Origin of the sequence: Arthrobacter sp. NQ7 (genome assembly GCF_029581595.2) — a bacterium.
Lineage (GTDB): Bacteria > Actinomycetota > Actinomycetes > Actinomycetales > Micrococcaceae > Arthrobacter > Arthrobacter phenanthrenivorans_B.
On the sequence record NZ_JARFXU020000008.1, the window covers coordinates 50,280 to 75,876 of the forward strand.

The 25,597-nt window shown below is 63.1% G+C and carries 26 protein-coding genes; 10 read left to right on the plus strand and 16 right to left on the minus strand.

Annotated elements, in window-relative coordinates; genetic code table 11:
* Positions 1–50 precede the first annotated feature (50 nt).
* From PUN71_RS10715 to pxpA, 5 genes are read right to left on the minus strand one after another with little or no spacing between them, the layout of a single operon-like run.
* Positions 51–1,037, minus strand: coding sequence for a 5-oxoprolinase subunit C family protein (locus tag PUN71_RS10715; RefSeq protein ID WP_277798380.1), 987 nt, complete (start codon positions 1,035–1,037; stop codon positions 51–53).
* Complete coding sequence (locus PUN71_RS10720) at positions 1,027–1,932, minus strand: 5-oxoprolinase subunit B family protein (RefSeq protein WP_277798381.1); 906 nt, start codon at positions 1,930–1,932, stop codon at positions 1,027–1,029. The genes PUN71_RS10715 and PUN71_RS10720 overlap by 11 nt, the downstream gene beginning before the upstream one ends.
* Entirely contained in the window at positions 1,929–3,278 is a 1,350-nt protein-coding gene (locus tag PUN71_RS10725) for an acetyl-CoA carboxylase biotin carboxylase subunit (RefSeq protein ID WP_277798382.1), read from the minus strand. Before PUN71_RS10725 ends, PUN71_RS10720 begins: the two co-directional genes overlap by 4 nt.
* Positions 3,279–3,287: 9 nt before the next feature.
* Positions 3,288–3,527 (minus strand): acetyl-CoA carboxylase, encoded by a 240-nt coding sequence (locus PUN71_RS10730; RefSeq protein WP_043448830.1) that lies wholly within the window; start codon positions 3,525–3,527, stop codon positions 3,288–3,290.
* A gap of 13 nt (positions 3,528–3,540) precedes the next feature.
* Entirely contained in the window at positions 3,541–4,305 is a 765-nt protein-coding gene (gene pxpA / locus PUN71_RS10735; RefSeq protein WP_043448831.1) for a 5-oxoprolinase subunit PxpA, read from the minus strand.
* Positions 4,306–4,405: 100 nt separating this feature from the next.
* On the opposite strand from pxpA, the gene PUN71_RS10740 reads away from it, so the two are divergent.
* Positions 4,406–5,851 (plus strand): PucR family transcriptional regulator, encoded by a 1,446-nt coding sequence (locus tag PUN71_RS10740; RefSeq protein ID WP_277798383.1) that lies wholly within the window; start codon positions 4,406–4,408, stop codon positions 5,849–5,851.
* On the opposite strand, the gene PUN71_RS10745 is transcribed toward PUN71_RS10740, so the two are convergent.
* A complete protein-coding gene (locus PUN71_RS10745; protein WP_277798384.1) occupies positions 5,848–6,909 on the minus strand; it encodes a LacI family DNA-binding transcriptional regulator in 1,062 nt (353 codons plus the stop codon). The two genes, PUN71_RS10740 and PUN71_RS10745, sit on opposite strands and share 4 nt — an antisense overlap.
* Positions 6,910–7,164: 255 nt before the next feature.
* On the opposite strand from PUN71_RS10745, the gene PUN71_RS10750 reads away from it, so the two are divergent.
* From PUN71_RS10750 to PUN71_RS10780, 7 genes are all read left to right on the plus strand, one after another.
* On the plus strand, positions 7,165–8,184 hold the full coding sequence (locus PUN71_RS10750) for an asparaginase (RefSeq protein WP_277798385.1): 1,020 nt from the start codon (positions 7,165–7,167) through the stop codon (positions 8,182–8,184).
* A 44-nt stretch (positions 8,185–8,228) separates the two neighbouring features.
* Positions 8,229–9,119, plus strand: coding sequence for a polysaccharide deacetylase family protein (locus PUN71_RS10755; protein WP_043448838.1), 891 nt, complete (start codon positions 8,229–8,231; stop codon positions 9,117–9,119).
* On the plus strand, positions 9,116–10,507 hold the full coding sequence (locus PUN71_RS10760; RefSeq protein WP_277798386.1) for an MFS transporter: 1,392 nt from the start codon (positions 9,116–9,118) through the stop codon (positions 10,505–10,507). The genes PUN71_RS10755 and PUN71_RS10760 overlap by 4 nt, the downstream gene beginning before the upstream one ends.
* The gene (locus PUN71_RS10765; RefSeq protein WP_277798387.1) at positions 10,494–11,261 is read left to right on the plus strand and encodes an SDR family NAD(P)-dependent oxidoreductase; all 768 of its coding nucleotides are present in this window, start codon (positions 10,494–10,496) and stop codon (positions 11,259–11,261) included. The genes PUN71_RS10760 and PUN71_RS10765 overlap by 14 nt, the downstream gene beginning before the upstream one ends.
* Positions 11,262–11,287: 26 nt before the next feature.
* Positions 11,288–12,031, plus strand: coding sequence for an SDR family NAD(P)-dependent oxidoreductase (locus PUN71_RS10770; protein ID WP_052259868.1), 744 nt, complete (start codon positions 11,288–11,290; stop codon positions 12,029–12,031).
* Positions 12,032–12,123: 92 nt separating this feature from the next.
* Entirely contained in the window at positions 12,124–12,423 is a 300-nt protein-coding gene (locus tag PUN71_RS10775; protein WP_283532399.1) for a hypothetical protein, read from the plus strand.
* Complete coding sequence (locus tag PUN71_RS10780; protein ID WP_277798389.1) at positions 12,416–13,516, plus strand: oxidoreductase; 1,101 nt, start codon at positions 12,416–12,418, stop codon at positions 13,514–13,516. Before PUN71_RS10775 ends, PUN71_RS10780 begins: the two co-directional genes overlap by 8 nt.
* 165 nt (positions 13,517–13,681) lie before the next feature.
* Here PUN71_RS10780 and PUN71_RS10785 read toward each other — a convergent pair whose 3' ends face one another.
* The 10 genes from PUN71_RS10785 to PUN71_RS10830 form a co-directional block, all read right to left on the minus strand.
* On the minus strand, positions 13,682–14,617 hold the full coding sequence (locus PUN71_RS10785; RefSeq protein ID WP_283532400.1) for a hypothetical protein: 936 nt from the start codon (positions 14,615–14,617) through the stop codon (positions 13,682–13,684).
* A 251-nt stretch (positions 14,618–14,868) separates the two neighbouring features.
* On the minus strand, positions 14,869–16,410 hold the full coding sequence (locus tag PUN71_RS10790; RefSeq protein ID WP_277798391.1) for an HD domain-containing phosphohydrolase: 1,542 nt from the start codon (positions 16,408–16,410) through the stop codon (positions 14,869–14,871).
* A gap of 71 nt (positions 16,411–16,481) precedes the next feature.
* Positions 16,482–17,234: a hypothetical protein gene (locus PUN71_RS10795; protein ID WP_277798392.1), complete on the minus strand. Its 753-nt coding sequence runs from the start codon at positions 17,232–17,234 to the stop codon at positions 16,482–16,484.
* Between the two features lie 84 nt (positions 17,235–17,318).
* Positions 17,319–18,068 carry an SDR family oxidoreductase gene (locus PUN71_RS10800; protein ID WP_277798393.1) on the minus strand — a complete coding sequence of 250 codons (750 nt, stop codon included), beginning with the start codon at positions 18,066–18,068 and terminating at the stop codon, positions 17,319–17,321.
* Positions 18,069–18,926: 858 nt separating this feature from the next.
* Positions 18,927–19,478, minus strand: a complete 552-nt coding sequence (locus PUN71_RS10805) for a TerD family protein (RefSeq protein WP_277798394.1) — start codon at positions 19,476–19,478, stop codon at positions 18,927–18,929.
* Complete coding sequence (locus tag PUN71_RS10810; protein ID WP_277798395.1) at positions 19,479–19,988, minus strand: hypothetical protein; 510 nt, start codon at positions 19,986–19,988, stop codon at positions 19,479–19,481. It lies immediately after the preceding gene.
* Positions 19,989–20,018: 30 nt separating this feature from the next.
* Positions 20,019–21,212, minus strand: a complete 1,194-nt coding sequence (locus PUN71_RS10815; RefSeq protein ID WP_277798396.1) for a toxic anion resistance protein — start codon at positions 21,210–21,212, stop codon at positions 20,019–20,021.
* A 102-nt stretch (positions 21,213–21,314) separates the two neighbouring features.
* Complete coding sequence (locus PUN71_RS10820) at positions 21,315–21,896, minus strand: TerD family protein (RefSeq protein WP_277798397.1); 582 nt, start codon at positions 21,894–21,896, stop codon at positions 21,315–21,317.
* Positions 21,897–21,923: 27 nt separating this feature from the next.
* Positions 21,924–22,514 carry a TerD family protein gene (locus PUN71_RS10825; protein WP_277798398.1) on the minus strand — a complete coding sequence of 197 codons (591 nt, stop codon included), beginning with the start codon at positions 22,512–22,514 and terminating at the stop codon, positions 21,924–21,926.
* 23 nt (positions 22,515–22,537) lie between these two features.
* Positions 22,538–23,644 carry a DUF475 domain-containing protein gene (locus tag PUN71_RS10830; protein ID WP_277798399.1) on the minus strand — a complete coding sequence of 369 codons (1,107 nt, stop codon included), beginning with the start codon at positions 23,642–23,644 and terminating at the stop codon, positions 22,538–22,540.
* 341 nt (positions 23,645–23,985) lie between these two features.
* On the opposite strand from PUN71_RS10830, the gene PUN71_RS10835 reads away from it, so the two are divergent.
* Together PUN71_RS10835 and PUN71_RS10840 are read left to right on the plus strand one after the other, a co-directional pair.
* Entirely contained in the window at positions 23,986–24,762 is a 777-nt protein-coding gene (locus PUN71_RS10835; RefSeq protein WP_277798400.1) for a VWA domain-containing protein, read from the plus strand.
* A gap of 11 nt (positions 24,763–24,773) precedes the next feature.
* The gene (locus PUN71_RS10840) at positions 24,774–25,532 is read left to right on the plus strand and encodes a DUF6994 family protein (protein WP_277798401.1); all 759 of its coding nucleotides are present in this window, start codon (positions 24,774–24,776) and stop codon (positions 25,530–25,532) included.
* The last annotated feature ends 65 nt before the right edge of the window (positions 25,533–25,597 follow it).

Below are 25,597 nucleotides of genomic sequence, written 5' to 3' on the forward strand. Positions count from 1 at the left end.
AGGCCCACTGGCCGAGGCGGGTCCCGACGTTGAGACCCGCCTCGTACTTGTCAGCGGCTTGCACCCACCGCCGCCCACGCCTTGGTCCATCGTTCGGCATGATCACGGCGGGCTTTCAGGGCATCAGCAAGGCTTACCGCCACGAACCGGGTTGCCGTTCCTGGGGCCGCCCTCGCAACCAGGTCCATGTCGGCGCTGATCACGGTGCCCACCATCGCGTAGCCGCCGCCGGAGACGGCATCGCGGTGCAGAATGATGGGCTGGGTCCCGCCGGGGATCTGGATGGAGCCGACGGCATACCCTGCGTCCACAATGTTGGAGGGATCCGAGCCGGCGCCGAAAGGCTGTTCCCGCTCCTTCCATTTCACCCCCGGACCGGAGTAGCGAAGACCCATCCGGTCAGCTACGGGAGTCACTTTCCACTCCTCGTTGAGTAGGTTGCTCAGCCCTTCATCGGTCAGGCGATGGTCATACAACCCCAGCACGACCCGGACTTCCTGCTCCTTGGCGTAAACGGGCCGGAATTCATCCGGGACACTTTCTGCCTGGGGGAGTCCTCCCCCGTTGAGGGGAGCGCCCACGGGGACAACGTCGCCTGTCTCGAGCTTGCGGCCCTTGAACCCGCCGATCCCGCCCAGGCTGTACGTGGACCGGCTGCCCAGCACCTCCGGGACGTCGATGCCGCCTTGGACCGCGATGTAGTAGCGGGTGCCGCCCTGGATGACGCCGAAGGAAAGCTGGTCCCCGGCCTTCAGCAGCAGGCGGCTCCACTGCGGCCGCGGCTCCCCGTTGACCTTGACCTCCACAGGAGCGCCGGTGACAGCGATGACGGCGTCGCTGTCGGTGGTCAGCACCGGTCCCAGGTAGGTGCATTCAAGGACCGCTTCGCGTGCCGTGTTGCCCACCAGGGCGTTTCCCAGCTCGGCGGAGTACTGGTCCATGGAGCCGCTTTGCGGGATGCCCACGTTGTAGTGGCCGGTGCGGCCCTGGTCCTGGACAGTGGTGGCCAGGCCCGGGTTTCCAATTTCAAATGCCATTGAGGGCCTCCATGAGTTCACGGTTGTAGCCTTCCGGGTCGGCCAGTGCCCTGGACAGCTCGAAGGTCACCGGCGCCTGCCGGTAGCGGAAGGTGCCGGCCGAGATGTCGGCCTGGATGGCGTTGTATTCCGTCTCGGTCACCGGCTTGAACTTCACGATGTCCCCGGGGCGGAAGAACACCATGAAGTCCTTGAAGTCCGCCAGTGCCTGGTCGGGGTCAAAGATAGGGGCGGCGGCCACGCCGAACATTTGGTACCCGCCGGCGCCCCGGACGGAATAGATGCAGCCGAAGCATCCGCCGTGCCCCACGGTCAGCCTGGGGGTGTCGGTCCGCGGGCTCAGGTACTTGGGCACCTCCAGCTGCTTGTCCCGGTCCACCAGCTGGAACAGGAACGGCAGCCCGGCCACGAAGCCCACCATGGACACCAGCCACGGCTGTTCGTGGTGCCGCTGGATAAACTCCGCAGCGTCCTTGAGATGGTTGACCTTGGCCGCGTAATCGATGTCGCTGCCTTCAGGCTCCTGGTGGAACCCTTCACGGAACCGCTGGGCCACTTCCGCGGTGAACGGGTCCTCGTACCAGACCGGGACCTCAACGATCCGGGTCTCCAGTGCCCGTTCCTGGTGGGACGTCAGGTCCCGCTCGATGTCGCGCACAGCTGTTTCCAGCTGTTCCGGAGGCAGGACGTCGGGATCGAAGCGCACCAGCAGGGATGCGTTGGCCGGGCAGATGTCCACGATTCCCTGGAGTCCGGCGTCGGAGAGCCTGCCGGCGATGGACATGACCTTGAAGTTCGCGGGCAGGCTCATCGCTTCGGAGACTTCCACGAACAGGAATTCGTCCCCGCCCCAGGTGTAGCGCGCCCCGGGGAGGACAGCGGCTTCGGTGGTCATTTTGCCCCCATCAGGTCGGCTGCGGTTTCGATAAACTTGGAGTGGTGGCTGACCTCGGCGAATTCTGGCCGCGCCAGCAGCGCCAGGTGGACGGGGACGGTGGTCTTGACCCCTTCAATGTGTGTTGCCTCCAGGGCCGCCAACGTGGCGGCGATGGCGGCATTCCGGTCCGGGGCATGGACGGCAAGCTTGGCCAGGAGGGAGTCGTAGTAGGGGCTCACAACCGAACCTGCTTCCACTCCTGTGTCCACGCGGATGCCCTCACCCGATGGCCAGTCCAGGGACCGGATGGTTCCGGGGCTGGGGAAGAAGTGGTTGCTGGGGTCTTCCGCGTTGATGCGGCATTCGATGGCGTGGCCGCTGAAGTGCACATCGTCCTGGGAAATGGACATGGATCCGGTGGAGGCAATCAGGAGCTGCTCGCGGACCAGGTCCACGCCGGTGATCTGCTCGGTGATGGGGTGCTCCACCTGGATGCGGGTGTTCATTTCAATGAATGCCGCCTCGTGGTTGAGGGGGTCGTACAGGAACTCCACAGTCCCCGCTCCGTGGTAGCCGCAGTCGCGGGCAAGGGCCACGGAGGACTCCCGGATGGTTGCGCGGGCGGCTTCAGGAAGATTTGGGGCCGGCGCTTCCTCCAGAACCTTCTGGGAACGGCGCTGCATGGAACAGTCGCGGTCGCCAAGGTGGATGAAGTTGGTTCCATCGCCCAGGACCTGCACCTCAACATGGCGGGCGTGCTCCACGAACCGTTCCAGGTAGACGGTGGCGTCGCCGAAGACGGCGGCCGCCTCGCCCCTGGCCATCTCGATGGTTTCCAGGAGTTCACTTTCGTCGTGCACGAACCGGATTCCCCTGCCACCCCCGCCGGCGGAAGCCTTCACCACCAGCGGGTACCCGATGCCGCGTGCAATTGCGACGGCATCAGCTTCCGGATCCAGGGGGCCGTCCGACCCCCGAAGCACGGGGACTCCGGCCTTGGCCGCAGCTTCCCGGGCCAGTGACTTGTTACCCATCATGGCGATGGTGTCCGCGTTCGGGCCCACCCAGGTCAGGCCTGCTTCCGCCACCTTCCGGGCGAAGTCGGCATTCTCCGAGAGGAAACCGTAGCCCGGGTGCACGGCGTCGCACCCCTGCTCTTGGGCCGCGGCCACAAGTGCGTCCTGGTTCAGGTAGCTGGCCGCTGCCTGAGCCGGGCCGACCACTACGTAGTGGTCGGCGGACTTGGCTGCCAGCGATTCCGCATCGGGCTCGCTGACCCCCAGGACCGTCTCAATGCCCATTTCACGGGCGGTCCTGGCGATCCGTACGGCAATCTCGCCGCGGTTTGCGATGAACAGTTTCATGGGCTGCCTTTATCCTTCCCGGATGACGACGATGGTGTCGCCAGGGTTGACCATCTCGCCTTCGTTGACTTCAAAGGATTCAAGGGTGCCGGCGACGTCGGACTGGATCTCGGTGAACTGCTTCATGATCTCCACGATGCCGATGGTCTGGCCGACTTCGATGGTGTCGCCTTCATTGGCGAAAGGGGGTTTGCCCGGGCCGGGCTTGCGGTAGAAGACTCCGGGAAGTGGGGAAACGATCGTGGCCATGTGCTGCTCGCTTTCAGGAGTGGGTGGAAGTGGATGAGTCGAGTGCCTTGCGCACGGCTGAGGCGACGGCCACGGCGTTGGGAGCATCGGAGTGCACGCAGATGCTCTGGAACGCGATGTTCAGGGGAGTGCCGTCGACGGCGGGAACGGGTTCACCAGCCACGGCCCGGCTGACACGTTCTGCGGCCGCGGCCGGGTCGGTGGGCTCGGGCCGGCGCTGGATGAGGAGCTCACCGCCCGGGCCGTAGTTGAGGTCCACGTAGAGTTCCGCAACGAAGTCCACGCCTAAGGCGCGGCACACCGTTTCGTGGGCGGTGCCTGCCAAGCCGTAGAAAGGAACACCGAATTGTTTCGCCGTCCCGGCCGCCGCCTGCATGAGCTCTTCGTCTCCGGCGAGCATGCCGTACAGGGCACCGTGGGGTTTGATGTGGTTGAGGGACAGCCCGTTCTTTGCCAGGAAAGCGGTCAAAGCCCCGGTCTGGTACAGGATGATCGACTCAACCTCGTCCGGGCTGAGGACCATGCGGCGGCGGCCGAAACCCATGGGATCGGGGAGGCCGGGATGGGCTCCGACGGCCACCCCGTGTTCGGCGGCAAGGGCCACCGTCCGGTTCATGACGTCCGGGTCCCCGGCGTGGTAGCCGCAGGCGACGTTGGCGACATCGATGATCTCCATCAGGGCAACGTCGTTTCCGAACTCATGCAATCCAAAGCCTTCACCCATGTCCGAATTCAGGAGCACCCGGGCAGGCGTGGTTTCCGTCACGTTTTTTTGCATGCAGGCAACGGTACAGAGCCAGCGGACCGGCCGGAATTGGGCGGATCGCCGAATTTGGGCACGCGGATTATGCTTCTTGCACTAACCCTGAGGAGTTGCCATGCGTGTTGCCGATCTACTGGCGGATCCGGCGCTGAACATCCGCCTTGCTGTGCAGGGCAGCCCGGAACGCGTCGCCCGGCCCATCGCCTGGTGTGCACCCACGGAGCACATGGACCCAACGCCCTTCCTCAGCGTCAACGCTCTGCTGCTGACCAACGGGATGGGCCTCAACGTCAAGGACTACCGGATCTGGGATGCCTACGTTGAACGCCTGATGTCCGTTCCCGTGTCCGCTCTCGTTTTCGGCCTGGGCGCCGCACACCGCGAACTGCCGGCCGGCCTGGTAAAGGCCTGCGAAGCCCACGGCCTTCCGTTGCTTGAACTGCCTCCGGAGGTGCCGTTCATCCTGGTGATGCGGCACGTGGACCAGCGCATCGTGGCCGAACGCTATGCGGAGCTCCGCGCCGGGTGGGAGCTGGCGGATGAGTGCACCAGGCTGGCGGCGGGAGGCCATTCCCTGGCGCAGGTTCTGGAGCGGGTGGCCACCGCCGTCCGCGCGCGGGTGGCGGTCCTTGACCACAACGGCTTTGAACTCCTGTCCGCAGGAACAGCGGACGGCGGAACGGCCCGGACCACGCTGAGACTGCCCAGCGGCGGAATCCTCCACTTCAGGCTGGCCATCGAGGGCATCACGAGCAGCCTGGTCCTGCAGCCGCTGCTGGGGCCGGTGGCTGCGGTCATTGCCATGCAGCTGAGCTACACCCTGGGTTCGCGCTCGCCCCTGCATTCGCGGGAGGCCGCCCGGTTCATGGAGGCGCTTTACGAGGCAAGGGGAACGCCCGCAGCGGCCCTGCGGCGCTACGCTGTGGAGGCCGGATTCGAGCCCGAGGGGGAGTGGGGTGCGGTGCTGATCGGCGCTGCCGGGGAGGTGGCCCCCGCAAAGCTGAGGACCATCGCTTGGCGGGTGCGGGTCGGCCTGCAGGCCGAGTACAGCACCGTGCGGTTCATGGAGGAGGCCGGCCTCACCACCGTGCTGGTGCAGCGCGGGGAAGCCGGGATGGAACTGATGGACGCCGTCCGGAAGTCTTTCCAGGACGCGCCGGAACTCTCCGCCGTCGTCTCCGGGTGCGGGAACCTGGACGAACTGCCGCTGGTGCTCCAGCTGGCCCGCCGCCGTGTGGGCGAGCCGGGGCTCCATCAGGCGCCGGTCGCTGACCTGGCCGGCGTGGTGGAAGGCCTGCCCGGCGCCGGGCTGGTGGCCATGTCCCGGCGGCTCCTGGCCCCGTTGATGTCCGACGGCGGCACGGCCTTGCGCGAAACGCTCGAGGCCTACCTGCGGCACAGCGGGAATACCCGCGAGACCTGCAGGGAGCTCTTCATCCACCGCAACACCCTGACGTACAGGTTGCGCAAGATTGAGGAGCTTCTCCGGGTGGACCTGGACGACGGCGAAGTGCGGGCAACCTGCCTGCTGGCACTGCGGATCGTCGCCGCCGGAACCTAGTTGGCGGCCATTTCCGCGGGCGCCCTGGCGGCGCTGCTTTCCCGGACGCACAGGGTGGGCGTCAGCCGTTCAGGTTGGGGTCTTTCGCCCCTGAGTACGGCCTGGATCAACTGCACTGCCGTCCGCCCGATGTCGGCCATCGGGGAATGGACGGAGGTCAGCGGAATGGGAAGTTCGGCGGCCAGGGAGGTGTCGTTGTAGCCCACCACCGCCACATCCTGACCCACGGTGAGGCCGTGGGAGCGCAAGGCTCCCATGGCTCCAATGGCGGCAAAGTCGTTGACGGCGAAGATGGCGGTGGGCCGCGGCCTGCGGCTAGCGAGGATCCTTTCCCCTGCCTCCCGGCCCCCGGCCGTATCGAACCTGGACCAGACCACGTCATCGTCCGAGATGGTGCCGCCCAGAGACCGCCAGCGGTCCAGGAAGCCGGCGGTGCGGTCGACGGCGGTGCTTGCGTACGGTTCACCGGCGATCACGGCGACCTGCCGGTGGCCCATCTCCCACAGGTGGCTGGCCACGAGTTCGCCGCCGACGACGTCGTCACAGGTGGCAGAGGGGTAGCCGGGCACCCGGCGGTTCATGAGGACGAACGGGACCTTCCGGTCGGTCAGTTCCTGCAGGAGGCCGCCGTCAAGGTGCGCGTCACCAATGATGAGGCCGTCCACGCGGCGCGCCAGCATCAGGTCTATCTTCCGCCGCTGTTCCTCGGGATCATCGCGGGAGTTCATCACGAAGGCGGAGTAACCCACCTCGGCGGAGGCCTCGTCGATGCCCTCGTACATGATGGCCAGGACCAGGTCCGAGAGCCGCGGGACGATCACCCCGAGCAGCTTGGTCCGACGGGTGCGAAGGCTGGCCGCCTGCGGGTCGGGGGAGTAGCCAAGCTTTCGGGCCAGGTCGCGGACGCGCTCTGCGGTGGCTGCCGAGGCTGCTCCCTTGGCGACGTCAGAGCCGGAATGCAGGACCCTGGAGACTGTGGACGGATGCACGCCCAGTTCCCGGGCCAAATCCTTCAGCGTGACTGTCCGGCCGCCGTCGGCCTTTTCTTGCATGTCCATTCTCCTGCCCACTGTAACCCAGGTCCGCCGCCCGGCCCTTCACAGCAGGGTTACAAGCGGCTCTTGACGTGATTCGCTTCACATCCTATAGTCGTTCATCAACGCAACCCAAACGTTTGGGTAGAGTTCCCAAAACTTCCTCCCGGCACCTCCATCCCCGGCGCCGCCAGCCTTGTCCCGTGCAATACCCGTCTTCCGCGCAGTGCAACCCAAACGATTGGGTTTCCGGTCGCGGAGCAAACCACCGGAGCTGAAATGACCCTTACCGACTCTCATGTCGTGCTGCTGGCTACCGGAGGCACCATCTCGTCGCGTTCTTCCCAGGGCGGCGGCGCAGTCGCCTCCGATACCGGGGAGCAAGTGTTCAAAGCCCTCGGCTCGCCCGCCTCCCACCCCGTCCGGGTCCTCGATGTCTTCCAGAAAGGGTCCTACCTCCTGACATTCGAGGACATGCTCCGGATCTGCGCCACTATCAAGGACGTCCTTAAGGACCCCAAGGTCCTGGGCGTGGTGGTGACCCATGGGACGGACACCATGGAGGAGACTGCCTACCTTGCCGACCTGACCCACAGCGACGAGCGGCCGGTTGTCTTCACCGGCTCGCAGCGGGCCGCCGACTCCGACGCTCCCGATGGCCCGGACAACGTGGCCCGGGCCATCGCCGTCGCGGGTTCAAAAGAGGGAAAGGGAAAAGGCGTGATGGTGTGCTTTGCAGGCACCATATTCCCGGCCGCCGGCGTCAGGAAAAGCCAGACTCTTCGGCTCAATGCCTTTGCGAACCCCGATTTCGGGGTACTTGGCCAGGTATCAGCCCGGGGAGAAGTTGCAATGGCGGGCAGTGGCAGCAGGCGTGAGGCCCTGCCTTTGCCCGAGCCCGACGGCCGCTCCCCACGGGTGGACCTGGTTGCCGCCTATCCCGGCGCCGACTCCACCCTGATGCACGCCGCCCTTGAAGCAGGAGCGGAAGGCATCGTCCTGCAAGGAACCGGAAGCGGCAATGCCAACCGCAACCTCTGCTCCAAGGTCGCCGCCGCGGTGGCGTCCGGCGTCGTGGTGGTCACCAGCACGCGCGTGGACGCGGGCCCCGTGGTCCCCATCTACGGAGCAGGCGGCGGAGGTGAAGACCTCCGGGCCGCCGGTGCCGTAGCCTCCGGCCACCTCCGACCGTCCCAGTCGCTGATCTTGCTCAGCCTCCTGCTCCGGATCAAGCCCGACAGGACGTGGATCACCGAAATCTTCACCCAACGAGGGAGGCCCCCTGAACCTTCCGCCTGACACCCCAGAACATCCCGGTTTATTCATATTGAAAGGAAATTCCCATGGCAAAGGACATTCAAGTCGCCTTCGGTGTGGACGTTGACGCCGTCGCAGGCCAGCTCGGCTCCTACGGAGGCGAGGACTCGCCCTGTGATATCTCGCGCGGCATGTTCGCCGGCGAGGTCGGCGGGCCCCGCCTGATCCGCCTTTTCGAAAAGTACAACCTTCCGTCCACGTGGTTCGTGCCGGGGCACTCCATCGAAACCTTCCCCGATCTGACGCGCATGATCGCTGATGCCGGACACGAAATAGGCGTGCATGGATACTCGCACGAGAACCCGATCGCGATGACGCGCGAGCAGGAGACGGCGATCCTTGACCGGTCCATCGAGCTCATCGAGAAAGTCTCGGGCAAACGCCCCACGGGCTACGTCGCCCCCTGGTGGGAGTTCTCGCCCGTCACCAACGAAATCCTGCTTGAACGGGGCATCAAGTACGACCACTCCCTGATGCACCGCGACTTCGAGCCGTACTACGTCCGGGTGGGCGACTCATGGAAAAAGATCGACTACACCAAGGATGCCCAGACCTGGATGGAGCCGTTGGTACGCGGAGAGGAAACCGACCTCGTTGAGATCCCGGCCAACTGGTACCTCGATGACCTGCCGCCCATGATGTTCATCAAGTCCGCGCCCAACTCGCACGGCTTCGTCAACCCCCGCGACATCGAGGAAATGTGGCGGGACCAGTTCGACTGGGTCCACCGCGAAATGGACCAGGCCGTCTTCACCATGACCATCCACCCGGACGTCTCCGGCCGTCCCCAGGTGCTCCTCATGCTCGAGCGCCTCATCGAACACATCAACTCCCATGAGGGCGTCACCTGGTGCACCTTCGACCAGATCGCCGACTCCTTCCTCGCACGCAGCCCCCGAAAGGACAGCAAGTCATGAGCATCCACGAACCGGCTGTCGACCTGTCGCAGCCCCGGCCGGACGAGAAGCGCCGCTTCCCGGTCTTTTCCAAGCGCAACACCTCAACCGCCACCGTGCTCGCCCTGCTCGCGTGGACCGTGGCCGTCTTCGACTACGGGCTGTTCGGCACGCTGCTGCCGGCCATGGAGCAGGAATTCGGCTGGACCGCCCCCGAGGCGTACGCCATCAACACGTGGATCGCCGTCGGTACCGCCATTGTCTGCTTCGGCATCGGGCCAATCATCGACCGCCTGGGACGGCGCAAAGGCATGATGACCACCATCGGCGGCACCGCCGTCGTCTCCGGACTGACGGCACTGATCCCCACCGGCATCCCCTTCTTCAGCAACGCCATGCTGGTGGTGGTCCGTTCCTTCGGCGGCCTCGGATTCTCCGAGCAGGCCGTGAACGCCACCTACATGAACGAGGTCTACCAGGTCACCGAGGTGGCCGATAAGCGCAAGCGCCCCGGCTTCCATTACTCCTTCATCCAGGGAGGATGGCCGCTCGGCTTCCTGCTGGCCAGCGCACTGGCCCTGGCCTTCCTGCCCTCCCTGGGCTGGCGCGCCCTGTACCTGATGGCCACCATCCCGGCCGCCGTCATCGTCTGGGTCATCGCCAGGAAGCTCAAGGAAACACCCCAGTTCGAGCTGCACCACAAGTTGACCGAGCTTGAAAAGCACGGAAAGACGGAGGACGCGCACGCCCTCGCCCACTCCTACGGCGTCGAGCACTCCTCGGCAGCGCCCCTCAAGCGCATCTGGGAGCCGCACCTGCGCCGGAACACCATTGTGTTCTCGCTCGCCTGGATCGTGAACTTCTTCGGCATCACCATCTTCAGCGTCCTCGGCAGCTCGGTACTGAAGAACGCGAAGGGCGTAGAGCTTTCCGATGCGTTCTGGATGCTGATCGTCATCAACCTGCTGGCCTACTTCGGCTACGTCTTCCACGGCTGGCTCGGTGACAAGATCGGCCGCAAGCGGACCATCATCGGCGGCTGGATCCTCTCGGGCATCTCCTTCTCCATCATGCTCAGCCCGATCGCCACCAGCCCGTTCATGATCATCCTGACCTACGGCGCTGGCCTGTTCTTCCTGGTGGGCCCGTACGCCGCCATCCAGTACTTCATGGCCGAGTGCTACCCGGTGAGCTGCCGGGCCACCGGAACCGCCTTCATCGGCGCCATGAGCCAGCCCGGAACCATCCTCGGCGGCGCCATCTTCACCGCCATCGCTGCAGGTGCCGGCACCGGCGCCGCGGCCCTCTGGGTCGGTGCCCTGGGCACCCTCGTCTCCGGACTCCTGATGATCGCCGCCAAGCCGCCTGTTGAAGCCCTGATGGAGGACCACCCCCATGACGTCGTCTAACAAAGTCGCCATCATCACCGGTGCCGCCAGCGGCATCGGCCGTGCCCTCGCCGTTCACTATGCGCGCCAGGGGGTGGTGTCGGTCATCGGCACTTTCCCGGGCGATCCCCACGACCCCCAGGAAACCCTCCGGCTGGTCAAGGAGGCCAACGGCGAGGCGGTGATCCACGAAGTGGACGTCCGCACCACCGCCTCCGTGGACGCCCTGGCCCAGCGGGCCGTGGACGAATACGGCCGGCTGGACTACGCCATCGCCAACGCCGGGATCCTCCGCAATTCCCCGCTGGGGGAGATGACGGACGAACGCTGGCACGACATGCTCAACGTGGACCTCACCGGCGTGCTGCGCACGCTGCGTGCCGGGGCAGAGAGAATGACCGACGGCGGCGCGCTGGTTGCGGTCTCGTCCATCGCCGGCGGGGTGTACGGGTGGGAGGAACACGCGCACTATGCTGCCGCCAAGGCCGGCGTCCTGGGCCTGGTCCGCAGCGTGGCCGTGGAGCTCGGCCCGCGGCAGATCCGTGCCAACGCCGTGATCCCCGGCCTCATCGAAACGCCGCAGTCCCTGGACCCGGTGAACTCGCTGGGACCCGAAGGGCTTCAGCGGGCCGGGAACGACATCCCCTGGGGGCGGGTGGGCAAACCGGAGGAAGTGGCCAGCGTAATCGGGTTCCTCACCTCCGATGATTCCCGGTACATCACGGGCCAGGCGCTGGTGGTTGACGGCGGCCTCACCGTAAAGATGCGCGCCTGAGGGCGCGCCGAGAAGGAAAGGACACCATGAACATATCGACCCAGGCTGACCAGGCCGCCGGACACGCCCAAGCAGGGAAAGGCCGCGGGGTGGTAGTCACCGGCGGTTCCAGCGGGATCGGCAAGGCCATTGCCGAGGCCTTCCTGGCCAACGGGGACCGGGTGGCCGTCCTGGACCGGGCTGGAGGTGACGGCACCATCCAGGTGGACGTTGCGGATGAAGCCAGCGTCCGGGCCGCGTTCGCTGAGGCCCGGGAGAGGCTGGGCGGCATCGACGTCCTGGTCAACAGCGCGGGCCTGCTGACGGAGTCCCCACTGGAGGACATGTCCCTGGCCATGTGGAACGAGACCCTCACGGTGGACCTGACCGGAGTGTTCCTCTGCTGCCGGGAGGTGGTGGGGGAGATGCGGCAGCGCAAGTGGGGCCGCATCATCAACATCGCCTCCCAGCTGGCCATCAAGGGCGGTGTGGGGCTGACGCACTACAGTGCCGCGAAGGCAGGCGTGGTGGGTCTTTCCAAGGCGCTTGCCCTGGAGACGGCGGCCGACAATGTGCTGGTCAACTGCATCGCCCCAGGCCCGATTGAAACGCCTTTGGTGGAGGGCATCTCGGAAAGCTGGAAGGCCGCGAAACGGGCTGAACTTCCGCTCCGGCGCTTCGGGACGCCGGCGGAAGTGGCACCGGCGGCAGTGCTGCTGGCCAGCGACCCGGGCGGAAACCTGTTCGTGGGACAGACGCTGGGGCCCAACTCCGGCGACGTCATGCCGTAAGGAAGGGGAGCGACATGTGCGGTGCCTGCGGAAGGACCACCGTTGCCGATCCTGCCCTGGGACCGGTGCGGACCATGCGGCAACATCTGATCGTGGCCGCCACGGTCAACGCCGTTTGCGCCGGCCTTCCGGGCGCCCCGAAGGTTACTGCCCTCAAGGACGGGTGGCTGATGACCGGCGCCGCCGGGGCTTCGATGCAGTGCCAGACGCTTGAAGAACTGTGGTCCGCCGTGCTCGGCTGCTTTCCCGACGCAGTGGTTGTAGATCGACTGCGTACACGGCGGCAGGCGTACGCAGCTGATCCAGCCAACGCGGGCCTGCCGGCACGCGCGGCTGGAATGCGTCCGAACCCGGATGCGGCCAATACCCCAAAGGAGATTGTGAATGACTGACTACACCCCGCTCTGGTCACCCATCCGGATCGGTTCCACGGAACTGGAGAACCGGATTGCGCTGGCTCCCATGACGAGGATCAGCGCAACGGAGGACGGGCACGCCACGGAAAGAATGGCTTCCTACTATCGGACGTTTGCCCGCGGCGGCTTCGGGCTGCTGATCACGGAAGGCATCTATCCGGACACCGCCCACAGCCAGGGCTACCACTTCCAGCCCGGCATCGCCACGGAGGAGCAGGCCCGGTCCTGGGCGGACGTGGTGGACGGGGTTCACGCGGAAGGGGCCAAGATCTTCGCCCAGCTGATGCACGCGGGGGCGCAGAGCCAGGGGAACCGGTATGTGGCCACCTCGGTGGGACCCTCGGCGGTGGCGCCCAAGGGGGAGCAGTTGGGGTTCTACCGCGGCGAAGGCCCCTATCCCGTTCCTTCCGCGATCACCCTGGCGCAGATGCAAGAGGTGCGGGATGGTTTCGTGTCGGCCGCGCTGCACGCGCAGCGGGCCGGCTTTGACGGCGTCGAGATCCACGGTGCCAACGGGTACCTGTTGGACCAGTTCCTCACGGACTACCTGAACCAGCGCGACGACCAGTACGGCGGCTCAGCGGAAAACAGGGTGCGGCTAGCCGCTGAAATTTGCCACGACGTCCGCGAGGCCGTTGGCCCGGACATGACGGTGGGGATCCGCATCTCCCAGGCCAAGGTCAGCGACACTGAGCACAAGTGGAGCGGAGGTGTGGAAGAAGCCCAGGTCATTTTTGGCGCCCTGGGCGCGACGGGCATCGATTTTGTCCATACCACCGAGTACCGCGCCACCGAGCCTGCGTTCGCGGATGCCGGGGAATCGCTGGCTGCGCTGGCGAAGAAGTACTCGGGTGTGCCGGTGATCGCCAACGGCAAGCTGGACGATCCGGACACTGCAGCGTCCATGCTGGCGGAGGGCTCGGCGGACGTGATTGCACTGGGCAAGGGAGCTCTCGCCAACCGGAACTGGCCGCACCTTGTCCGCAATAACATGGAGTTCGAGGATCTGGACCCGTCCATCTTCGCTCCGCTGGCGGATGTGAAGGACTGGGAGCTGGAGGACGGGTAGCCCCTTGGTGCCGAAGCCGCAGGTAACAAGAGCAACGGTCAGGATGCCCTGGCCAGTCAGCAGCAGCCAAAGCAGCGAACGCAGTTGACTGGCGCTGCCTGCCCCACAGCAAAGCAAGGCCTCCGGTGAGTACCGGAGGCCTTGCTTTGTTGTGGATGAATTTGCTTATTTGACGGCGACGAAGACTTTGTCTGCGATCATGCCCGGCCGGACAGCGAGAACGCCCTGGTCTGCTGTCGCGGTTGGTACCTGAATAGCGATGTTGCCCGTTGCAGTGCCGCCGTTGTAGAGGGTATTGCTATCGATGGCATCAGGTGCAACGACACTGTGGTCGAACCTATCCACAGTCTTCCCGTCGGCAGTGACATAGTCGACCGAGACGAAGGAAGGGGTCTGTCCATTGGCGTCCTTACCGATGTAAGTCGCCGAGTAGTTGACCAGAATGTACTCTGACCCCGCGGCGGGAGGGTCATTGAACTGGTTGGCCGCCACGACTTTATCGGTAGCAGCGAGGGTGACGGAGTTAACCACTACCCGCCAATCCTTTGACTCCACGACTGAACCGATTGGCGAAGGATTTTCGCGTGTTCCGGTCTTCGCCCCCGCCTGCTCTGCTGCTGGAGCGCCACTACCTGCTTCAGCGGTTGGCGCCGAAACTTTGGTGTCGCCGCCTCCGAAAGCGTCCTTGGCCGACGCCGTGACAACGGAGAAGAATACGGCAAAGCCGACGATGGTTCCCACGATCGACAAGATCAGGGCTGTGATGCCCATTCCCTTGGCTTTGTCCTTCAAGAAGAGGGAAACAATTGCCAGGATGAACGCAATCGGCAGCAAGACCCAACCGATAATAAGAGCCCCGGGGATGCATGCAAAGATGAAACCGACAATTGCGGCAATGAGTGCGACGAGCCCGATGACATTTCGCTGCTTTTTTGCCTTTGCGTACTCTTGCGGGCCCGAAGCGCCCGGAGGACCGTAGTTCGGTGGCATGGGTGGAAATTGCGGTTGCTGGTGGGGCGCAGTCTGCTGTGAGCTTGCCCCCGGAAGCTCTGGTGTAGTCATGCCATGATGATGAAAGATTAGTTGGCTTTTCGCATTCATGACTCTTTATTTTGAAAATGACTAACTCGCTGCGATTTTCGCCTTGTTTCTGGGGCTGCAGCTTCTCGAGCCGTTTAATCTTGCCCTAGTGGTGTGGTGATATGTGGTCTCTGGTGGGACAAATTTGCACAGATCTTGACATAATTTTGATTAATTTGCAGCATTCGGCGCGGGACATCCGTCACGAAGAACGGACCGCAGATTTACAGGCACGACGTCGCCGCCCCGCTTTCGCGGGGCGTCACCACCCTCTAATTGATGAGCCCGTTCCGGACCGCGAACAACGTGGCGCCCACCCGATTGGTCGCACCGATCTTCGTGTAGATGTGCTCCACGTGGTTGCGGACCGTCTTGCGGGCAAGGAACAGGCTGGCGGCGATCTCGGCCGGGGTCATTCCCCGGCACAGCATGCCGAGGATTTCCACTTCCCTCGGCGTGAGCCCGGCTGGAGCGGCAGGACGGCGGTGCGGCTGGCCTGCCGCCACGAGCACCGCGTCGGCAGCGTCGGCGCTGATTCGGCCGGCAGAAACCTCCTGCCGCAGCCTGGCCGCCGCGTCGGCCGGTGGGAGCGCGGCCCGGTGCGGCCGCGGCTCCAGGGAGGAATGGTACGAGTCCGCGGCCGCCAGGATCCGCTGCTTGATCCCCAGCTCGGTTCCGCCAATGCCGCGGGGGTAGCCCGATCCGTCCATCCGCTCATGGTGCAGTCCGGTCAGGGCCGCCTCGCCCTTCAAACCGGGAACGCGGCTGAGGATCCGTTCGCCCAGGTAGGGATGCATGTGGATGCGTTCCAGGTCCGCCCGGGACAAAGGCTCCTTCTTGTCCCACACCTGGTTGGATACTCCCAGCCGGCCCAAGTCGTGCACCCATCCTGCCCGCCGGAGCTGCGTGACGTCGTCAGCCGGCATCCCGTGGATACCGCCCGCGGCGGCCGCGAGGGCAGCCACGGCGCGTGAATGGCCGGCTGTATACGGAGATTTAAGGTCCGCGAAGTCACCGACCGCCTGGAGCACCGCGTCCAGCTGCGGGCCGGTCAGGGGAGCGTCGCTGGGAGCCAGGTCCAAGGCCGCCTGCCAGCAGTCGACGTCGAGCAGTCCTTCGGTGAGCGCCCCGGCCTGGTCGATGAACAGCCCGGCCAGGGCCGGATCGAACTGGCTGCCGCGCCGCGCCCGCACCATGGCGACCGCACCGGCCACGCCCTCCTGCCGCAGGAACACCTCCGCCGTATCCGCGAGGTGCATGATCCGCATTTCCAGCGGGATGTCCGGCCCCGCGACGCCCTCCGGCAGGCCCTTGCCGTCCCAGCGCTCAAAGGTGTGGGCAAGCAGTCCTGCCACGCCGCCGTCGAGCCCCACATTGCTGGCCAGCACCCCGGCGGAAATGCAGTGCGAGGCGATCATGGTGCGCACGGCGGCGCTGCCCGTCGCCGCGAAACGCGTCCAGTAGGCAACCCGGGCGAACGGCGGGAGGCCCGCGCCGGCGTGGCTGAACATGCCGGCGTACATGGGCAGCCCGTGCTGGTCGCGGTTGTAGTAATCGGCGCGGAAGGCGATGTCGTCCGTGAACAGCGCCGCGAGTTCGAAGGAATCCGCGTGGCAGCCGATCCATGCCACCTGGTTGGCGTAGTAGAGCCTGCCCTGGCCGGCGGCGTCAACGCCCGCGGCCTTGGCGATCCGCAACGCCAGCAGGCAGGACCGCAGCATGTGCTCCATCGGTTGGCCGAGGCCCAGGTCGATGGCGAGGGACAGCGCGGCCAGGACTTCACTGCGTCGGGGTCCAGCCGGTGGCTGCTTCACACGTGCCATTCTAGGGACGCCATCACCTCGGGCAGTAGGGGCATGCGGGCCGGAGGGACCGGCCGCCGCCGTCATGCCGCCTGTTTCCTCCCGGTGCGTTCGCTGGCGGGTTCCGCGCTGGATGGAGCGGTGGACGGGAACCGCACGCCCACCTGCGCTCCGAACAGTCCGCGTTGCGGAAGCCAGAAGTCCGCCAGGTGGTCCTGCACCTCCAGCGGCCCGGGCTGTCCGGCGTCCTCACCCAGGATGGTTGCCTGGGAGCCCGTGACCAGCCACAGCTTGCGCGGCTGGGCCTGGAACGTCTGGCCGTTGGGCACCACGCCGGAGACCTTCATCCTGCCGGCGTTCAGCAGCGGCCCGGCGAATGCTCCCATGGCGCGGAGCACCAGCTCGTTGCGCCATAGCGTCTCGGGCATCCGGACGGCCATGGCAGTCAGCATCGAGGTGGCCGCGGAGGTGCCCAGCTCCAGGCGCCAGTCAATGGCGCCCGGGACCGTGATCCGGGCGGTGAAGGGCCCGCTCCACTGGATGTCGACGTCGGTCTCCACCGTATGGTGCACGGCCGACCCGAAGTATCGTGCGCAGCTGAACTCCGGTGCGGTGTTGGCGTAGATGGTCCACTCGCCGCCGGGCGTGCGGTGCCAGACGGAGCGGTAGCCGGGGCCTACGGAGCTCACCGGAAAATCCCGGAAGGCCAGGTAGTGGCCGCTGGCGAAAGGCAATCCCAGGACGGCGTAGCCGGCGAAGTGCTCCGCTGCGTCGAACGGAAGTTCGGCAAGTGTCGGTGTTGCCTGTGCTGATGACTGCGGCTGGTAGGTGTTCATGGCCGCCTCCTTTTCTCCATGTCCTGAGCCTAGGAGCGGGCCGCAGCGGGGGCATGGGGCAACTGCCCCATTTAGGATCGGCTTTTACACGGCGTCGATGGTTTCGAGCCACTCCAGGAACGTCTCGCGTCCGACGGCGGAACCCGGCGCCGGGATCAGCGCGCCGCTGCGCATCGCCCTGCCCATCGGGCCGGGCACCCGGAGCGGGACGATCCGCTTTTTCTGCCCCGTCTTGGCCAGATAGGCCGCGACCAGGCTCTTCAGCTGCTCGGCCCGCGGGCCGCCGAGGTCCGGGAGGCGTCCGTGGGGGCCGGCCTCGGCCGCGTCCACCAGGGCCGCGGCCACCTCCTTCGCCGCCACCGGCTGGGTGAGCATGGTGGGCACGAAGACCAGCGGTCCCACGGAGGCGGCCTTGATGGACATCGGCACGAACTCGTGGAACTGGGTGGACCGGAGGAGGCTCCAGGGAACACCGCCGTGCCTGACTTCGTCTTCCTGCACTAGCTTCCCGGCATACAGTCCGGAATTGGCTTTATCAATGCCCACAATGGACAGCGCTACATGGTGCTTTACGCCGGCTTTTTTCTCGGCCGCCAGCAGGTTCTGGGTGGCGTTGGTGAAGAAATCCACGGCTTTCTTGGTGGACACAGTCTGGATGCCGGAGACGTCGATGACGGTTTCGACATCCTGCAGTGCCTGGTCGAGGCCGCGACCGGTGACCAGGTCCACCCCTTCGGTGCGGCTGAGGCTGACCACGTGGTGCCCGCGCTCCCTGGCGATGGTCACAACGTGACGGCCTACTGTACCGGTTCCCCCTGCGACGGCAATCCTCATGGAAGCAATCCTAGGCCGGGGCTACGACAAAACTTCTGGTCTCCCGACCGTCCGTTCCCGATGAGTTCACCGTGGGCAGGTCGGTGCACGCTGCCTTAGTAGGTACAGTGCCCTGGCGGGTAGCCTGCGGGACCTTCAGCTGTGGACACGGAGAGAGTCATCCGGAAACCAAATTCCGCCCAAATGTCCTCATGCTTATCGTTCACGGTGTACTCCGCGCGGAGCTCAAGCAGTCCATCTATGCACGCGAGGTACAAGACGCCTTGCTGTCCTGTTGAGCTGCGGGGATGGACGGCGATGCCGGCCCCTCCAAAGGTCGTGACAACAAGTGGTCGCTCTGCCGGTATGACAAGGGCCCGGCGCAGCTGCCGCACATGGCGGAGTGCTATGGCTGCCGAGCTGTCGTGGAATCCAACCAAGGGCCGGTTTCCGGCCGTTTGGATACGGCTCCCGGTTAGAGCTCCGCTGTGACGCTCAGCTCCCGTCGTCATGTCATCGCCTTCCCAGGCCACGGCGTCTGCACCGGCTACCAACAGCGTTCCTATGCCCGACTGGCGTGGATTGAGCCGTGCCACCGGGCTGTCTGACGAAAGATGCCCGATTTCGGTGACGGCAGGTGCAGAAAACAGCCGGGACGCCAGTGGCTGCGGCGTCTGGCCGACAGGATGCGAGAACTCGACCGTCGGTCCACCTTGCGGTTCCCTCTCCAATCGAAGAGAAGGGCGGTCAACCAGACTGACATAAGAATTCGCCGCTTTGGTTTGGCTGCTCCCAGCGGCCGGTGTAGCTGACATGGGCCGCCTGCGCCGAGTGATGAAGGCGATGTCCGGGCGAGGAACCCTCGACGTGTGCGTCATGTCAAAGAGTCACTTTGTAGTCCGACGCCACGCCCGACAGCCCATTCAGGTAGCCCTGCCCAATCGCACGAAATTTCCATCCACCTTCGTGCCGGTAGAGCTCGCCGAACTGCATCGCCCGAACCTGTGATTGGTCAGCCAAAGGAACGTCGAAGCGGACAAGATCTCGGCTTTCCTGGTCCGCCACACGGATGTAGGCGCTCCTGACTGCTGCAAACGTCCCGAGGCCCCTAACCTCTGGATCGACGTAAACAATGAAAACGATCTTTTTCACCAACTCGGGTACCTTTTTGAGGTCGACGTCGATTTGTTCCACGTCATCCGAACCGACGAATTGGAGACCATCGTCCGGTGTGGTCAGCTGGTTGAAGAACACAAGGTGTTCGTCCGAAATGGCTCGTCCATCCGAGCCACACATTATCGCCAGTGGGACGAGTTCTGCCTGCGGGCCGCGGCTTGGGACCAGCGACCACCCAAATCCGACTAGCGCCTTTTGGAGGTCCGGATTTTCTGCCGTCAGAGCTGCATTGCTGCCGGGAGCCATGGAGGCCATCTAGTCACCCTCCAGGAGCAGACTGCCAAGATCGAATTTATCCTCCAGGAATCGGCCATGAATTGCCAATTCGGTCGAGGAGCCGCTGCGTATTTCGCTCTCCAAAGTGGAGGCTGCCGAATACAGCGTTGCCAATTGTTCTAGCAATAGTCCTGTTTCGGCGGAATTGGAAGCCCGTTTGATTGGTGGGAGGGTTAGATAAGTCCGCAAGGACGTCGGCAAGTAATCGGAGGACATGGCAGCAAGGAGTACCTGCTGTTCCGTTGTGCATCCGATCGCGCAAGCATGCTCGACGAGTGCACGCAGGAGGTCTGCAATCTGGGCGAACTGGGAGTACGCCACAGTTGGCAGGTGTGCACCGCTTTTCCGCAACTCGGTGACCAACGAGCTGAGCGCTTCCTCTGCAGCGCTCAGCTCGTCCTCGTTCTCATCGCTGTTGATAAGCTGTTCCGGCCGCGGGCTCTGCGGCGGCCCAGACCCGAACAGCGAACCGAAGAGTCTGCTAGCCATATTTGCGATACACCTTGCTGAGCTTGAACATCAGTTGCCCTCTTGCTGCCTTACGCGTTCGAGGTAAGGCTTGGCCCGTTCGATGCCGGACTCGAGAGCACGCACGGTTCCCTCCATGCTCTTGTTGGCCTCCGAGCGGAAGGTGTCGATGGCATCGATAGTCTGGAAAACATTGTCGAAGGCCCGCTGGAGGGTCTCCACGCTGACTCCAGAGCTGGCAGCCTGCTGGTGAATCCGGCTGGTCTGTTCCTTCAGCATCTCGCTGGTCCTGAGAATCATGTTGTTTGTCGTTGTATTCAGGGCATCGATTTGGTCGAGTACCAGCTTTTGATTGGCCAGTGCCTGAGCAACGATGACTGCAGTGCGCAGTGCGGAAAGGGTAGTAGTTCGAGCCCGTTCGACGCCTTTGATTAGCTCCGTATTGTTCTTACGGATCATGTCGATCGCCAGGTACCCCTGAACAGAAACTGCAAGCTGGGTCAGGATGTCCTGGTGGCGCTGACGAATCGGGAAAAGTACATCGGAGTCCAGCTTGGCGGCGTCCTCTATCTGACCGATGTTCCTCATCTTTTCGAGCTTCGCCACGGTTGCATCGTCCAAAGCTTTTGCAAACACAGCGTATTCACTGAGGCTTTGCATCGTCTCCCAAAGACGGGCTTTCTCCTGAGCGAGGCTTGCGTTGTCCTTTCGAAGTTCGTCCTGGCCTGCCAACAGCGCTTTTGTGATGGTGTTAATCTGCTGCTGGGAGGATTCGTACTTCTGGAAGTACTTGACCAATTTGTTCCCGCCGGGGAGGATTCCAAGGATCTTTCGACCAAGGCCGAGGTCCGCTCTGTTCGGCGTAAGTTCTTCTACGGTGGTCCGCAACTCTCCCAACGTGGTGGCGACATAGATTTGGGCACTGTTGCCTGTCTTCTTGGCTCCGGCCACTGAAGTTGACGACCGTTCCAGGAGTCGATTGGACGTGTTGGCAGAAGCCGCGAGTTGTTGCCCTGCAATGCGGTTGATTCCGTCAATCTTGCTGGTGTATTCAGGGCTGGCTGGATTTAAGGCAGCGACTTCCGCAATGAATGCCCTCGCTTGAGTGTTGATCTCGGCCTGCCGCTCGGGCGCGACGGGGATCATGGCCGCGGCGGTGTCTTCCCTGACTATTTCAGGTTCCTCCGGAGCCTTCAGCAGAAGGGCGTCGTCTGCGGCGTCCGGCGGGGTGAGTTGAATACTCATGATGATGATCCTTGCGTGTTGAAGAAGCCGAAGGAGAGGCCTGTGAGATGAAGTGATGTGGCTCCCCGACAGCCTCAGCCGCTACCGGGGAGCCTAAGGAAGTCAGTCCAGGCCGATGCCGAAATCTGTAGCGATTCCACGAAGGCCTGTGGCGTAGCCCTGGCCAACCGCCCTGAACTTCCAATCGCCGTTGTTCCGGTACAACTCAGCAAAAATCATGCAGGTCTCGGCCGCGGCATCTTCGGTCAGGTCATAGCGGACGATCTCGCTGTTTGTGTCCTCGTTGACGACACGGCAGAAGGCGTCGCGGACCTGCCCGAAGCTTTGACGGCGAGCCTCCGCTTGATCGATAGAGACGACTATGACGATCTTTTCAATTTCAGCCGGGACCAGATTCAAGTCGATGAGTATCTGCTCGTCGTCGCCCTCTCCCTCGCCGGTTCGATTGTCGCCTTGATGGACAACTGAACCGTCCTTCGAGGACAGCTGGTTGTAGAAGATGAAGTCATCGTTCGAACGGACCTTGCCACTGGCGGTCACCAGCAATGCCGAAGCGTCCAGATCGAATTGCTCGCCGGCTGTGGTCCGCGGGTCCCATCCGAGGCCGATCATTGCGCGGCGAAGCTGCGGATCGGCCTTGGTTAGCGAGAGGTTGCTGCCTTTACTGAGGGTCAGGGTTGCCAATTTTGTCTCCTTATTCTGTTCCGGGTACTAAAGCGTTGCGGCTGCGGGCCGCACGACGTCGAATGCTGTCTTGCCATTTGCTGGTGAACCGATGGCATGGAAAACCCATGTGCCCTGGGATCTGGAAACTTTTGCCATGACCATGGCGGTGTGGTGCCCAGACTCGTTAAGCCGGTAGTGGGCCACTTCGGGGCTGCCGGCCACCGAATCATCCATGACCCTGCAGAAGGCGTTCTGGATCATGTCGAAGGTCTGCTGACTATAGCTGGTGATGACGAACACGATGTGTTGGACAGTCGGTGATACCGCAGGAAGATTTACGAGAATGGATTCGTCGTCACCTTCGCCCTCGCCCGTCAGGTTGTCACCGGTGTGCTGAATGGATCCGTCTTTGCTCCTCAGCTGCTGAAAATAGACCACGTCCAGCGGGTTCCTGCTGGCGTCGTAAAGTATCGCTGAAGCGTCCAGATCGATTTCCGTGGGCTTAGGCCGGCCGAAAAAGCTGCGTTTGGCAGGTGCTGCCGCGTCCCAGCCAAGCCCAAGGCGGATGAAAGTTAAAGACTCGCCATTTTGTTTGGTGAGCGACAGCGACTGTCCCTTTTGCAAGCTCAACCCCATTGTTGTACTCCTGTCATTTATTTCTAAGCTGGCGTGGACGACAGCGCTTCAGGCTTGGAATCGGACACGCGGGTCTTTCGATTGCGAAGGACTGAGCCGGCAAAAGCTGCGCCGATAAAGATGACTCCAATCAGACCTGTGACGACTTCATTAACCGGGGCGGTGATGGTAACCAGCAGGATGATGGCCAAAGCGCCTATTGCCCAATGTGCACCGTGATCCAGGAATTCAAACTCATCCAAGGTTCCTTCACGAACCAGGTACACAGTCAGCGATCGGACGAACATGGCTCCGATGAGGCCCAGTCCCAGGGCGATGATGATGGGGTCTGCTGTTACGGCAAAAGCGCCGATAACACCATCGAAGGAGAAGGAAGCGTCGATCACCTCAAGGTAGAGGAAAAGCATCAGGGCCGCCTTTCCCGCAACCCTTCCCGCGCTCGCACGCGGCCGGGTTACAACCGGCAGCTCGTCAGCTTCATCATCGGCGTCCTCGTCGACATTGAAGACATTGCCAAGTCCGTTCACCAGCAGGTACGTGATCATGCCGAGAAGCCCGGCCAGCAGCACAATGCCTTGCTTCTCTCCAACAAGGAAGCCAGCGATGGTCAGGACGGCCAGCGCTGTGACCATCGAGGCTCCCTCCAGCTTGCCGAAGCGCGCCAATGGGACTTCCAGCACCTTAATCCATTTGAGGTCCCGCTCCTCGAAGATGAAATCAAGGAAGATCATCAGCAGGAACAAGCCCCCGAAGGCGGCAATTTGAGGGTGTGCCTCATGTAGCAGATATCCGTAGGTTCCGGCTGTGTGCGGATCACCCTTCTGGAGGGCGAGGTTCACTGCTTCAACCGGATTCAGATGCGCTGTGACACCCACAATCAGAAGGGGGAAAAGCACCCGCATGCCGAATACCGCGATCACAACTCCTACGGTGAGAAACATCCTCTGCCAAAAAGGATTCATCCGCTCGAGTATTCGCGCATTTACCACCGCGTTGTCAAAACTGAGGCTGATTTCCAGGATGCCGAGAATCAGGCAGAGTGTGAGCGCCTGTGGACCTCCGTAAACGAAGGCAACAGCCAGAGCGGCTGCAGTTACCCCCAATGACCATCCAAAAGTTCGTACCAGCAAGCTAGTCCATCCCCCGACTTATGGGCCAATTCTCAAGCAGAATGACCACGGACTTACGGGAGTAAGTCCCCCCGACTTGCTTCACGATGGTAGTGAACCGTCTGCTTCCCATGCACGTCAAATTCCCGTCCTTCACATTTTCTTTGCCAATCCTTGGCTGTTCTTGATGAGAAGTTGATTGTGCAATTCACTTTTCGGTCTGCTCTGGCGCGTGGAGGAAAATGCCCTTAATATGCCTCCGTGAGGGCGCGCAAATCCGATGTACTGTCGAATTTTCCTCCAATGCGGACACTCTTGGCCGCGTGACTTCTCATGATCCCGATACGGCAGAAGGATTTGTAATGGCACTTTCCCTCGAAAAGATCAGCAGTGAGGCACCAAGCCTTCTTTCGTTGGCCAAGACGGCATACCAAGCTGTCGATACCTCCGGTCTCAACGGGCAGAAAGCGAAGGTTGCTGTCGTGCTCGACTTCTCCGGATCGATGGCGGCGGTTTACAGATCCGGGGCGATGCAGCGCTTGGTTGAAAAGGTGCTGGCCCTGGCTACGCAGTTCGACGACGATGGGGCCATTGATTTCTTCGTTTTCGACACCAGAGCTTCCTATCTGGGCGAGATCAGCATCGGCGATTTCCCTGGTTCAGTTGATCGCCTCACCCGAGGGCGGAGCATGGGGACTACCAATTACGCCCATGCATTCCTCACGGTCAGGGAGCATTTTGGCTTCGTGCCCCAGCCCCCGCCGATGCCGAAACGGGGGTTGTTCGGTCTGCTCAAAGGACCCGCCGCGGCGGGGAACCCGCCGGCCGCAACACCTTCCGAAATTCCTGTTTTCGTGCTGTTCCTTACTGACGGGGCCCCAGACAGCAAGGAGTCTGCCATGCAAGCGCTGACTGAAGTTTCTTCAGCACCCATTTTTTGGAAGTTCCTGTCGATCGGCAGCAAGTCCATAGCTTTCCTCGAAAAGCTGGATGACATGAAGCAGCGTTTTGTCGATAACGCCAACTACGAGCCCATCGGAGACGTGGATGCAATCAGCGACAGTCTGCTGTTCAAGAAGATGTTGCAGGAGTTTCCGGAATGGCTTGGAGAAGCACGGGCCAAGCGGCTGCTTAAGTGAGGACCTTCAGCATGGGTGACTTTGACATTTCCTTCGACTACAAATCCGACAAGCCTGCCAGAACGAGGCCCGACGCCGACAGGGACAGCCGCAAGCTCCGGCTGCACCATCAGCTGCTGTGGACGAAAAAGCTGAACTCGGGACTCCTGTTCGCTCCTACTGCGCCGTCAGTGCGTCGGAAAGGATACCTCATCTTCACCGACCCTTCCGGGGACAGGCATTGGTACGGCAGTGATGCCATCACCAACTCCTACACCACTTGGCTGCGCCCAAAGACTCTGGTCGGCGCTGTCGCCGGGCTGAGCGAGGAGCAGAAGTCCCGATATCTGAACCCGCAGTACACCATCGGCAGTGCAATGATTTGGCCCGTGAGGTCGAAGGACCTGCCCACGCTGAACACGGCACGGGGGCTGCGCCCGCGCATCGCTGACCGCATCGACCTTACCCTTGAGTGCATTCGGCGTCACTACATGGGGGAGTCAGACAGCCCGCTCGCAGATGTCATCACTGCTTACGCTGATTTCTTCGAACTCTTTGACGGGTTTCAGGAATTCGTGGAGTTCTTCCATTTCCAGGACCTGGTTACTCCTAGCTTCGACGAGGTCGGGTTCTTCCTTCCGTTCGACAACTTCAAGCGAACAGGAACTCCGGCGACAACGGCGGAATACGTGACCTACCGGGAAGCCTCGCTGAACTTCATCGCTGTACGGGGACGCCGGATGGCTAAATGGGTGGTCGAAAACCACCCTGAAATTGAGGTTTGCGAATAAAATTTTCGTCCAGCTACTGCGACTGGCCGTTTTAGTGTTTCCGGAAACATCACTTTGGCCTGGAA